An 11432-nucleotide genomic window follows, 5' to 3' on the forward strand; every position below is an offset into this window, starting at 1 on the left:
AGATTGGTTTAGCTATTAAGCGAGGAAAACATGAGCTTCGTTGAACAATTTAAGCAGCTGAATTGGGATGACATCTCGATGTCGATCTACGCGAAAACGGCAAAAGACGTCGAGCGAGCATTGAATAAACCCAAGCGTGATTTGGAAGACTTTAAAGCGCTAATTTCACCAGCGGCTGAAGCGTACTTAGAGCAAATGGCGCAACTGTCATACTCGGCGACGCGTAAGCGTTTTGGTAATACCATGTCGCTTTACATTCCACTGTACCTTTCTAACTTGTGCGCCAATGCTTGTACTTATTGTGGCTTTTCGATGGAGAACAGAATCAAGCGTCGTACCTTGAATCGGGACGAAGTGGCTGTAGAAGTCGAAGCCATTAAACGCATGAAGTTCGATAGCGTATTGCTGGTGACTGGTGAACACGAAACCAAAGTGGGCATGAAATACTTTCGCGAAATGGTGCCGATGATTAAGAAGCGCTTTAACTATTTGGCGATGGAAGTGCAGCCGCTAGATCAAGACGAATACGCAGAGCTCAAGACATTGGGTTTGGATGCGGTGATGGTCTATCAAGAAACATATCATCCTTCGACTTACGCCGAGCACCATCTGCGTGGCAATAAGATGGATTTCGAATACCGATTGGATACACCCGATCGTCTTGCAAAAGCAGGCATCGATAAGATTGGTATTGGTGCTTTGATAGGGTTGGAAGAGTGGCGTACCGATTGCTTTTATGTGGCAGCGCACTTGGACTATCTAGAGCGCACATATTGGCAGACTCGTTACTCGATTTCTTTCCCGCGTTTACGTCCTTGTGAGGGCGCGCTCCAACCAAAATCAGTCATGACGGATAAGCAGCTTGTTCAGTTGATTTGCGCTTATCGTTTGTTGAATCCAGAAGTTGAGTTGTCATTATCGACTCGTGAATCACCGAAGTTCAGAGACAACGCATTACCGTTAGGTATCACCAGTATGTCTGCTGCATCGAAAACTCAGCCGGGGGGTTATGCGATGGATGATGTTGAACTCGAGCAGTTTGAGATCAGCGATGAGCGAAGCGCAGGTTCTGTGGAAGATATGATTCGAGCCAAAGGCTTTGACCCTGTATGGCGAGATTGGCACTCGGCGTATTCCGGTTAAGTAACAAATAAAGCCACTGTCATCGTTATGTTTCACGTGAAACATAAGCAAAAAAGAGGGTTGATGTAAAACATCAACCCTCTACTTTTTCTAGCTTCTAGCTTCTAGCTTCTAGCTTCTAGCTTCTAGCTTCTAGCTGTGTGCTACTGGTAGCGTTGCTTGACGAAGCCACTCTTTCACATCACCTTCAACCAGCGGGCTGATCTCATCCCATACTTTCTGATGGTAGTCATTCAGCCAAGCAAGTTCTGGGCGAGTTAGCATATCAACGTTGATATTGCGCTTGTCGATTGGACAGCGTGTTAGCGACTCAAATGACAGAACAGGGAAGTCACCGTTAGTTGGTGTTTCAACAACAAGCTCTAGGTTTTCAATACGGATACCAAACGCATCTGCACGGTAATAACCTGGCTCGTTGGACAACACCATACCTTCTGTTAGAGGCACGTCGATTTGCTTCTTCGAAATGCTCGCTGGACCTTCATGAACACTTAGGAAGTGACCAACACCGTGACCAGTACCGTGATCGTAATCGTAGCCTTCCGCCCACAGGTGCTGACGAGCTAGCGTATCGATTTGGTAACCACGTGTGCCTTTCGGGAAACGTGCACGTGCAACACCGATGTGACCTTTTAGCGCAAGAGTGAATTGTTTAATCATCTCTTGTGAAGGCTGACCGATCGCAATTGTACGCGTGATGTCTGTAGTGCCATCTAGGTACTGACCGCCTGAATCCACTAGGTAAAGTGTGTTCAGTTCTAGCTTGCCAGGTTCAGGTTGGTTTTCGTGGTTGTAGTGACACATTGCCGCGTTGCCGCCCGCAGCTGAAATGGTATCGAAGCTAAGATCCATAAGTGTCGGGTCTTCGCTACGGAACGCTTCCAGTTTGTCTGCCAGCGTCGCTTCATCATGCAGGTTACCAGCAACGACTTCAGCATCTAACCAAGATAGAAACTTGCTCATCGCCACGCCATCACGGATATGACATGCTTTCATACCTGCGATTTCAACGGCGTTCTTCGCCGCTTTTGGCATTAGGCATGGGTCAGCTTTACTCACCACAGATGCGCCAGCATTTTGTAGAACCAATTTAAACCATGCGTTACTTGTTGCAGGGTCAACCAGTACATTCTTGCCAGTTAGGTTTTCTAGTCGTGCTTGCAATGCTTCTGGGTGATGAACCGTCACGCCGGCACCAACATGAGCGTCAAACTCAGCAGGTAGGCGAGCAGGATCTAGGAAGTATTCCACGCTTGAGTCTGAGTGCAGAATCGCGTGAGAAAGCAGAACTGGTAGACGTGATACATCTAGACCACGAACGTTGAGCAACCAACAGATAGAATCAAGTGCTGTGATCACTGCGCTGTCTGCACCGGCTTTTTTCACGAGCTCTGCGATTTCTTGGCGTTTGCTTTCACTTGATTGTCCAACTGTTTCTGTTGCCATTAGGCGAACATCAGAAACCACAGGAGCAGGGCGGTCGTGCCACAGTTCATCAATTGGGTTGCTATCGAGAATCTTAAGCTCAAGGGTACCTGCAAGTTTTGCTTGTGCCATGTCTAGCCAAGCAGAGTTGTGCATGTGAGGGTCGATTGCCACAGACGCGCCATTTGCAAGATGGTCTTTAATCCAATCTAGTGCAGGCTCTTCAATCAAGTGACGGTATTCGAATAGATCAGCAGGAACCTGCTTTGTTACTTGTACTGTGTAGCGACCATCAACAAAGATAGCGGCTTTGTCTTTGGTGATTACCGCAGCACCAGCAGAACCAGTAAAGCCAGTTAGCCAATGTAAACGCTCGTTGTGCGCTGGTACGTATTCGCCCAAGTACTCGTCTTCATGTGGGACAAGTAGGGCATCAATATTATGTTGTGCTAGCCATTCGCGAATTGCATTCACGCGGCTTTGGGTATCGTTGTGCATCTGTGTTATTCCTTCAAATTACCGCTCCTTCATGCTCAGGTGTGGGAGCTGTTTCCATCTGCTTCATGCAGTTTACGATTCCATTGAGGTTCGCAATCACTTCAATAGAGTCGGAGTACAACTAGGCCATAGATGAGCCAAAAAGGACTACGACAGTTAAGCTACTCATTTTAGCCGCTAAGCGCAAATTGAGCGCGGTGTTTTTATCTAAGGTGATCGGTTTTTTGTGTGATCATCGTACGTAGCCAGCCTAATGCAGGGTCGTTTTCTCTGTCTCGGTGCCAGAATAAAGTGTAAGCCATAGGTGGGAATTCTAACGGTAGTGGCAGCACGACCAAATCAAGCTGTTTGGCCGCAAGTTGCACAAAATGACTTGGCGCAGTAAAGATAAAGTCGGTGTATGAACATAAACTTGCGGCACTGTTAAAGTCGGGCACGGTGACGGCAATATCGCGGTCGGCGCCAATATCTGCAAGGCGATAATCCAGCAACCAACGGTCGTTGCCATCACAACGTACTTGTACATGGCGTAGGGCGAGATAGGCTTCCAGATTCCAAGGTTGTTTTAGCGCAGGGTGGTTTTTGCGAATGATGCACATTTGGTAATCACGATAAATTTCCAACTCGCAAATGTCATCGGGTGGTTGAAGAGTCAGCTTGGCATCGTTTATATCGATATCTTTTCCAGTTAAGCCTAAATCCAGTTCGCCGCGTTGAAGCATTTTAAATGTATTATCCGACCACGGGTGTGTGCTAATTGTCACGCCAGGTGCTTGTTGAAAAATCGCCGGTAAGAAATGGGGTAGAATGAGAGGGTAGACACTCTCTACCGCTGCTATTTGAAAACGGTATTCACTGCTTTGGGGAGAAAACTCTTCGGGTTGAGTCAGCACTTCTAACTGATTTATCAACAGATCCAGTTTCGGTTTAAGAAACAATGCGCGCGGCGTAGGTGTTAATCCATGTGAGTTTCGAGTGAAAAGCGGGTCATCAAATTGAATGCGCAGTTTAGCCAGTGATTTACTTACGGCAGATTGGCTTAAGCACAATCGGTGGGCCGCACGAGTAACGTTTAACTCTTCAATCAGCACTTTAAAGCAGACCAATAGATTTAAATCGATACGAGCCAGTTTTTCGACGTTCACAGTGAATTTCCTCTGAGGAATAATGCTCATGATTATACATCATTTCCATTCATATCATCAGATGATTAAGCTTTACCCAAAGTTCTTTATCCAATTCGGAGTGTTGTGTGTCTAGCCAGTTTTCTAATAGTAAAAAACAGATGGCGTTATTGACCCTTTTGGTTCTTTTCAGTCCTTTAGCGATTGATATTTATCTACCTGCTTTACCTCTTATTGCTTCCACTTTTCAGGTCGATAATGCGCTAGCACAAGACACGATCACTTGGTTCTTATTTGCTATGGGTGTTGGTCAGCTATTCGCAGGTCCCCTAGCAGATAAACTCGGACGTCGAACTGTTGCATTGGGCGGTATCACCATTTACGCGATGAGCGCTTTATTGGCGTGGAGTGCTCAAAATATTGAGTGGATGTTGGTTTCCCGACTGCTACAAGGCTTAGGTGCGTGTGCGACATCGGTAGCAGCCTTTGCAACAGTTCGCGATATCTTTGGCCCGGAAAAAAGCGGCAAAATGATCAGCTACCTTAACGGTGCGATTTGTTTCATTCCGGCTTTAGCTCCAATTCTAGGTAGCTGGTTAACTCAGCAATTTGACTGGCGTGCTAACTTTAGCTTTATGGCTGGTTTTGCTGTGGTGTCTGGATCATTGATGTTTTTCATGATGAAAGAGACTAACCCGTCAACAGAAAAGCAAGCCGTGTTTAAGCTTAGTCGGTATTGGGCAGTGCTTAGCACACCACCTTTTGTTTTCCATGCGTCATTATGCTTGATGGCGATGGCGGTTATTCTTGCTTACGTTACCTCAGCACCGTCGGTATTGATGACGGGGATGGGGCTGTCGATGAATGAATTCACTTTCTGGTTTGGTGTAAATGCGGTGATAAACATTGCGGCATGTATGCTGGCGCCTAAGTTTATGGAGCGCGTTGGAACTCACAACACCTTAGTCACCGGGATCTCAACTCTGGGTCTCGCAGGTGTGATCATGCTAGTGATGAATGGTCAGAATACCGCGCTTTCTTTCATGTTACCTATCTTTATGTCTTCTGTAGGTTTTGCATTCATTCTGGGTGCAGCGGCAGGGAAAGCGTTAGAACCGTTTGGTGATAAGGCGGGCACGGCAGCTGCACTGCTTGGATTGTTCCAAATGAGTGGCTCTGGTTTGTTGGTGGGTACACTGCAACGCTTATCTCTGGATCCACAAACCTTGATCGCAATTCATATGTGGGTCCTATTACCTGCGTTGGTCGTTCTGTTTACAAAAGCAGGGAAGAACTGGCACTCGAGCTTTGCGAAAGCGTAAATCAGTGTAATTTAGTATTTTCCAATGTAAGTAAGGCGTGTATATTTGTCACTCAGACTTTTCCTGACACCATAACGGAACTCAAAAAGTAATGTCGTTAACCACGTATGAAATGGCTCGTATTCTAGAGCAAATGGAAGATTCACCAGAAAAGGTGATGTTTGGCAAGTTGCTTAATGAGCTGGGTAATCAAAGCTCCGAGCGTATTCGTAGTGCGGCTAAACAAGTACCTCTGCCAATTTTGCGTGATATCGTGTACCAATTTCAGCAAGTGATTGAGTCACGCAAAGATGAACAAGTCGAGCAGATGGCAAAAGACCTCGCTCAGCAAGGTATCTCAGCAGAAGAGCTACTGGCTTACTTGAATAAATAATAAAAAATCCCCGCATGATGCGGGGATTTTTTTAGCTCGTCATTTTCTTTTTCAGGATGTGGTCCAAAGACAGCGGTCCTGGCCCCCATACGATTACGATAAGAATCATCAATCCCCAAAGTTGGTGGTCATAAAAACCTTTCTCCCACAACAGTGGGTAAGAGATCACTGCGATGATGTTGAACACAAACAGCATTGCTGCCATCGGGCGGGTAATCAATCCCAGTGCCAAGAACACCGGTAGAACCAACTCCGCAGCCGTACCTAAATAAGCCGCCAATTCCCATGGCAAGATTGGCACTTGGTATTCCAGCTCAAATAAGTACAGCGTGCTATCCCAAGATGAGATTTTGATTAGTCCTGAATTGAAGAACACCCAGGCTACCCACAAGCGACAAAAGAGAAGTAGTAAAGGGACAAAGCCAGCTTGTAGGGTACTGATTAAATCGTCGTACCGATTCACTAAGTTTTTAACCGTATCCGTCATAGAGTGCTCCTTAGATTGATTGCAATGTAAAGCCGTCAACAATATCGAGTGCCATGATGCGATTGAGATGAGCGAGTAAAACTTCAGGTATTTCGCTCAAACTCTGCTTCTGCTCTAAACATTGCAGCAGTTGGAACACATCGGCATCGAGTGCGTGACACAAGGCTTCTCCATTGGCTTGAATCGAGATGACACCTTGCTGTAATTGGTTGATATTAAGTTGTTCGAATTGGCCAGTTTGAATCGCGCTGAACAAATCAAATACTGCGTAGCTGGAGTCAAAGCTGCGGCAGCCTTGTTTAAGGTGCAAAACCAAAGCGGGTTGTTGCTCCTCACTCACTTCGCCAAGTAACGCAAGCGGTTTTAATGCTGCCGCATTGGATTGTTCATACTGTGCTTGACGAGCGAGGTCGATATGCCATTCGAAGCGTGCGACTTCAGGGCTGTAAGGTGCTTGTGCGATCACCTGACTAAACTGCATGATGGTGTCTTGAAAGCCGTCGCCATAATGCACCACATCTCCTTCTTCTAATGGGTAAGAAAGAACATGCTGGCGAGCTATCTGTTCAAAGCATTCTTCACCAAGCAGCGCTTCAACCATCGGGTAGGTCGCGGATAACACCTCGCTTAAGCTGACGATAAAGTTATTGCGGTAAATCTGCATGCGTTCATCAGCGGTAAACGTATCACTGGCAATATCGCAATCTTCACCGAGTGCTTGATAGTGTAGGGCTTTAGCAAACTGGCTTTGTAAGGTGGCTAGATTCATGATGCCGTCCTTGGTTCGCTTTGTTCACTTGGAAGTGTGCCTTGCAACAGTAGTTGCGATGCTTTCTGTGCTTCTCCTAATAAGACTTCTGGCGCGGGGATATCCAAATCCCATTCAATCAACGTATGACGTGGACCGTGTTTTTTTGTCCACTGTGAAAACAACTGCCAAACTTCATCGCTAACTGGGCGGCTATGGGTATCAATCCATATCTCACCTTTGTCGAGTTGTTTAATGGTAAAACCTGCCAAGTGAATCTCATCCACTTTGTCGGCTGGAATCGCATCTAGGTATGTGTCGCAATCAAAACCGTGGTTGAACGCCGAAACATAAACATTGTTTAAATCAAGCAATAAACGACAGTCAGTGCGCTTTTGCACTTCGGTAAGAAACTCCCATTCGCTGATGGTCGAATGTTGAAACTTCACATAACTAGATGGGTTCTCTATCAAGATCTCGCGTTGCAAATATTCCTGCACTTCATTCACGTTACGAGTGAACACGTTGAGCGCTTCTTCCGTATACGGAAGTGGAAGCAGGTCATTAAAGTAGTGACCGCCGTTTTCACTCCAACTTAAATGGTCAGAAACAAGAATTGGGTCGATTGAGTCAATCAGTGACTTAAGTTGCGCAAGATGCTTTTGACTAACACGTTCCACCGAACCTAACGACAAACCAATACCGTGGCAGCTAATTTGATATTGCTCGCGAAGCGTTTGTAGTTGATGGCGCTCTGCTGCATTGGGTTGGAAATAGTTTTCACTGTGGATTTCTAACCAAGACAACTCGGGTTGGTTTTGGCTAAAGTAATCGAGGTGAGGGGTTCTTAATCCAACTCCAACAAGGTCGTGGAAGGTGTGGTGTTTCACGTGAAACTCCTTTTCAAATCGTGCGGGAAGAGAAGGATGCGTCTTGGCTTTGCGTTGGTTGAGCGTCAACGCATCCTCACAATAGCTAGCGATAAAAGATTATGAAGAAGAAGTGCTACCGCCAGCGAGCTTGTCACAAAGACCTTTTGGTACGACTACGAATGCGTCTTTTTGGTTATCTTCTTTAGAAGTACCAGCGCATGAGCTGCTTTTTGTTGCACAGTCGTTTTTACCTGCTTTAGAAACGCCATAGCACTTTTCTTTTTCAGCAGCGACAGCTGGAGCTGCAGTTAGCATTGTGCCACCAAGAGCTAGAAGACCAGTAACAGCAGCAGTAACAGCTAGATTCGACTTTTTCATAATAAATTCCTCTGAATGATTTCCTTTACTTTAAGTTGGCAAGATGAATCGCCTGTTTTGGCGTTTTTGTTATCAACTTGCTTAACTTAAAAGATAGGAAACTGGCTAAAAAACTTTCAGAAAAATTTCTGAAGTAAATGGGTTTGCAGGGTCAAATAGGTATAACTAATTGATGTATTGGGCAAAAAAACATCAATTTTTTTATCAAGTTTTGTCTAAACAGCACCCGGTTGTTTAGGTTATAATCGGTTTTTATGTATAAATAACCAGTAGCTCTCATCATGATGGATCCATCTCTATTACTCGACGGTTTGAACGATAAACAACGTGAAGCCGTTGCAGCACCTCTAGAAAACTTGCTCGTTCTTGCTGGCGCAGGAAGTGGTAAGACACGCGTTCTTGTTCACCGTATCGCTTGGCTGATGTCGGTCGAGCAAGCTTCTCCGTTTTCAATCATGTCGGTAACCTTTACCAATAAGGCGGCGGCAGAGATGCGTGGACGTATCGAAGAGCTAATGATGGGCAGTGCAGGCGGTATGTGGAATGGTACTTTCCACGGCATTTGTCACCGTATTCTGCGTGCACACTATCTTGATGCCAAGCTACCGGAAGATTTCCAAATCATCGACAGTGACGACCAACAGCGTCTGCTAAAGCGTTTGATCAAAGCGCAAAACCTCGATGAGAAGCAATGGCCAGCACGCCAAGTGGCATGGTGGATTAACGGCAAGAAAGACGAAGGTCTGCGCCCGTCGCACATTGATGCGTACCATGATCCAGTGACCAAGACATATCTGCAGTTGTACACCGCTTACCAAGAGGCGTGTGACCGTGCTGGTTTAGTCGATTTTGCGGAAATCTTGCTGCGCGCACATGAGCTACTGCGTGATAACAAGTTCGTCCGTGAACACTACCAAGCACGCTTTAAGCATATCTTGGTGGACGAGTTCCAAGATACCAACAACATTCAATATGCTTGGCTACGTATGATGGCGGGTCCTGAGTGTCACGTGATGATCGTAGGTGATGACGACCAGTCGATTTATGGTTGGCGTGGTGCAAAAGTCGAGAATATTGAGAAGTTTACGCTCGAATTCCCAAGCGTAAATACCATTCGTCTTGAGCAAAACTACCGTTCAACCAAGACCATTCTGGAAGCATCTAACACCCTGATTGCGAATAACACCGAGCGTATGGGTAAAGAGTTGTGGACGGATGGCGTGGTCGGTGAGCCTATCTCGGTTTACAGCGCTTACAACGAATTAGATGAAGCCCGTTTTGCGGTGAACAAAATCAAAGAGTGGCAAGACAAGGGCGGTGCTCTGAATGACGCTGCGATGCTTTACCGTAACAACGCCCAGTCGCGTGTTCTGGAAGAAGCGTTAATTCAAGCCGGTCTGCCTTACCGTATCTACGGCGGCATGCGATTCTTCGAACGTCAGGAAATCAAAGATGCCTTGAGCTACATGCGTCTGATTGCCAACCGTAACGATGATGCGGCGTTTGAACGTGTGGTGAATACGCCAACGCGTGGTTTGGGCGATAAGACGCTTGAAACCATCCGCTTTGCGGCTCGTGATCGTGGTTGCACCATGTGGGAAGCGAGTGTGGCAATGTTGGACGAGAAGGTGCTTGCTGGTCGCGCTGCTGGTGCTCTGAGCCGTTTTATCGAGCTTGTCACCGCGCTAGAAGACGACACCTTAGAGATGCCGCTGCATCACCAAACTGACCATGTGATTAAATACTCGGGCTTGTTCGCGATGTACGAGCAAGAGAAAGGCGAAAAGTCTAAGGCACGTATTGAGAACTTGGAGGAATTGGTGACCGCAACTCGCCAATTCGAGAAACCAGAAGAAGCCGAAGACATGTCACTGCTGACGGCATTCCTAACCCACGCAGCACTAGAAGCGGGCGAAGGACAAGCGGACGAATTTGAAGATGCGGTTCAGCTCATGACATTACACAGTGCGAAAGGTCTAGAGTTCCCATTGGTGTTTATGGTCGGTGTGGAAGAAGGCATGTTCCCAAGCCAAATGTCGGCAGAAGAAGCAGGGCGCTTAGAAGAAGAACGTCGTCTGTGTTACGTAGGCATGACCCGTGCAATGCAGAAACTGTACATCACTTATGCTGAAATGCGTCGTTTGTACGGTCAGGATAAATACCATAAACCGTCTCGTTTTATTCGTGAACTGCCAGAAACATGCTTGGATGAAGTACGAATGAAGGCGCAAGTTAGCCGTCCTTCAAGCAGTGGTCGATTTAGCCAAACTGTTGTGAAAGAGAGCTTTAATGAAACCGGCTTTACGCTAGGTTCTCGTGTGATGCATCCAAAGTTTGGTGAAGGCACCATCATCAACTTCGAAGGCAGTGGTCCACAGAGCCGTGTACAGATTGCCTTTAATGGTGAAGGCATCAAATGGTTGGTAACTGCTTACGCACGACTAGAGAAACTGTAAGGCTTGACCAAAACTCATACCAATCGTAGTAAATAACTGGTCATTCTAGCTTGTTAAAATACTCGATAACTGCGTTGCAATTTTTGATTGTAGAATAACTACTTATCGAAAAATTGCGCCTTGTTCTCAAGCATTTTCCCTACGCTATTTCTGATCACTTATTTACTGTGATTGGTATCATCAACTTAAGAGCTGCTTCGGCGGCTCTTTTTGTTTGTGCAGTTTTGGTGTCGCTAACGCAGGAGAAAATGGAATGATAAATGGAGTACAAAAGCGCGACTTAACGATGCCGTTTGAAGTGAAAGGTGGGCGTTGTGGGTGAATGCCTGTTTTCAGCAGATCTACTGAGAAAAACTTTAGGCAAAGAAAAACCCCGAGGGCTTGCGCCCATCGGGGTTATAGTCTTACTCGCAGCAATCCAGCTACTAAAAGTGCTCCATGCATCTAATCCATGATAGTGTGCTGAATCCGTCAGCTTAATCCTTACGTCGCCTTCCTAGCGGTGTCCTTAGTGACCTTATCCTGGTCTGCTAACTATCCTCGTTAGCTCTCATCACTTGTTCCCTGAGCGGTGTCCCTGACATCATCCTGATGTTCAAATCCTTG

Annotated in this window: 10 protein-coding genes; 4 read left to right on the plus strand and 6 right to left on the minus strand. The window is 46.3% G+C overall.

Annotated elements, in window-relative coordinates; translation table 11 throughout:
• Positions 1-30 precede the first annotated feature (30 nt).
• Entirely contained in the window at positions 31-1143 is a 1113-nt protein-coding gene (thiH, locus tag R7P35_RS20425) for a 2-iminoacetate synthase ThiH (protein WP_025768963.1), read from the plus strand.
• Positions 1144-1275: 132 nt separating this feature from the next.
• On the opposite strand, the gene R7P35_RS20430 is transcribed toward thiH, so the two are convergent.
• Together R7P35_RS20430 and R7P35_RS20435 are read right to left on the minus strand one after the other, a co-directional pair.
• Positions 1276-3066, minus strand: coding sequence for an aminopeptidase P family protein (locus R7P35_RS20430; protein WP_318092536.1), 1791 nt, complete (start codon positions 3064-3066; stop codon positions 1276-1278).
• Between the two features lie 203 nt (positions 3067-3269).
• Entirely contained in the window at positions 3270-4211 is a 942-nt protein-coding gene (locus R7P35_RS20435) for a LysR family transcriptional regulator (protein WP_005378791.1), read from the minus strand.
• A gap of 107 nt (positions 4212-4318) precedes the next feature.
• Here R7P35_RS20435 and R7P35_RS20440 point away from each other — a divergent pair, with 107 nt between their 5' ends.
• On the plus strand, positions 4319-5512 hold the full coding sequence (locus R7P35_RS20440) for a multidrug effflux MFS transporter (protein ID WP_213905066.1): 1194 nt from the start codon (positions 4319-4321) through the stop codon (positions 5510-5512).
• A gap of 91 nt (positions 5513-5603) precedes the next feature.
• Entirely contained in the window at positions 5604-5885 is a 282-nt protein-coding gene (locus tag R7P35_RS20445; RefSeq protein WP_005378786.1) for a hypothetical protein, read from the plus strand.
• 31 nt (positions 5886-5916) lie between these two features.
• Here the strand turns inward: R7P35_RS20445 and R7P35_RS20450 are convergent, their stop codons facing one another.
• From R7P35_RS20450 to R7P35_RS20465, 4 genes are all read right to left on the minus strand, one after another.
• On the minus strand, positions 5917-6372 hold the full coding sequence (locus R7P35_RS20450; protein ID WP_005378784.1) for a DoxX family protein: 456 nt from the start codon (positions 6370-6372) through the stop codon (positions 5917-5919).
• A gap of 10 nt (positions 6373-6382) precedes the next feature.
• On the minus strand, positions 6383-7141 hold the full coding sequence (locus tag R7P35_RS20455) for a DNA-binding domain-containing protein (RefSeq protein WP_025768965.1): 759 nt from the start codon (positions 7139-7141) through the stop codon (positions 6383-6385).
• Positions 7138-8010 carry a DUF692 domain-containing protein gene (locus R7P35_RS20460; protein WP_318092537.1) on the minus strand — a complete coding sequence of 291 codons (873 nt, stop codon included), beginning with the start codon at positions 8008-8010 and terminating at the stop codon, positions 7138-7140. Before R7P35_RS20460 ends, R7P35_RS20455 begins: the two co-directional genes overlap by 4 nt.
• A gap of 99 nt (positions 8011-8109) precedes the next feature.
• On the minus strand, positions 8110-8370 hold the full coding sequence (locus R7P35_RS20465) for a DUF2282 domain-containing protein (protein ID WP_005378779.1): 261 nt from the start codon (positions 8368-8370) through the stop codon (positions 8110-8112).
• A 281-nt stretch (positions 8371-8651) separates the two neighbouring features.
• On the opposite strand from R7P35_RS20465, the gene uvrD reads away from it, so the two are divergent.
• Positions 8652-10826, plus strand: coding sequence for a DNA helicase II (gene uvrD, locus R7P35_RS20470; RefSeq protein WP_005378778.1), 2175 nt, complete (start codon positions 8652-8654; stop codon positions 10824-10826).
• Positions 10827-11432 lie beyond the last annotated feature (606 nt).

This window comes from Vibrio sp. Vb0304 (assembly GCF_033338995.1).
Lineage (GTDB): Bacteria > Pseudomonadota > Gammaproteobacteria > Enterobacterales > Vibrionaceae > Vibrio > Vibrio alginolyticus.

Bases quoted from the DNA above. Each gene is read 5' to 3' on its own strand.
- R7P35_RS20445 (WP_005378786.1), top strand. From the start codon at position 5,604: ATGTCGTTAACCACGTATGAAATGGCTCGTATTCTAGAGCAAATGGAA.
- R7P35_RS20450 (WP_005378784.1), bottom strand. From the start codon at position 6,372: ATGACGGATACGGTTAAAAACTTAGTGAATCGGTACGACGATTTAATC.
- thiH (WP_025768963.1), top strand. From the start codon at position 31: ATGAGCTTCGTTGAACAATTTAAGCAGCTGAATTGGGATGACATCTCG.
- R7P35_RS20455 (WP_025768965.1), bottom strand. From the start codon at position 7,141: ATGAATCTAGCCACCTTACAAAGCCAGTTTGCTAAAGCCCTACACTAT.
- R7P35_RS20430 (WP_318092536.1), bottom strand. From the start codon at position 3,066: ATGCACAACGATACCCAAAGCCGCGTGAATGCAATTCGCGAATGGCTA.
- R7P35_RS20465 (WP_005378779.1), bottom strand. From the start codon at position 8,370: ATGAAAAAGTCGAATCTAGCTGTTACTGCTGCTGTTACTGGTCTTCTA.
- uvrD (WP_005378778.1), top strand. From the start codon at position 8,652: ATGATGGATCCATCTCTATTACTCGACGGTTTGAACGATAAACAACGT.